Below are 404 nucleotides of genomic sequence, written 5' to 3'. Positions count from 1 at the left end.
AAGACCTCCCAAGGAGGGCTCGCACTACGGGCGCGACTTGGGATATTCCTGCGCCAGCTTCAGAAGGGACCTCACCATGTACCGCACCTTCCGTAACGTGGTTGCCGGGCTGGCACTGCTGTTGGGGCTGGCCTGTGGGGTGATGCCTTCGTCCGCTGTAGCCGAGCCTCTCTACTTCGCCGTGGAAGTCTGGCGCGAAGGCCGACTGGTGGCCCAGCCCAAGCTCCTGGGAGAGACGGGTCGCACGCTGCGCGCCGAGCGCCGCCGGCCCGGAGCTCCGCTCGCCGACTACCGACTGGTGCTGATGCCCCGCGCGGACGGCGAATCGTTCCTCCTCCAGTTGGACCTGCTCCTGCCAGAAGCCAAGGGCCACTCCGAGCTCGCGCTCCTCCACGGGCAGCAGC

At 67.8% G+C, this 404-nt stretch carries 1 protein-coding gene; it reads left to right on the top strand.

What is annotated here, in order from left to right:
• Positions 1–76: 76 nt before the first annotated feature.
• Positions 77–404, top strand: a 328-nt coding sequence (locus tag D7Y04_RS43210; RefSeq protein ID WP_121763086.1) for a hypothetical protein, incomplete at its 3' end; no start/stop codon positions are given.

The sequence above is a fragment of the Corallococcus sp. AB038B genome (genome assembly GCF_003668955.1).
Classification (GTDB): Bacteria; Myxococcota; Myxococcia; order Myxococcales; family Myxococcaceae; genus Corallococcus; species Corallococcus exiguus.
Note: the sequence above shows the minus strand (reverse complement) of the source record. Positions and strands in the feature narration are given on the sequence as shown.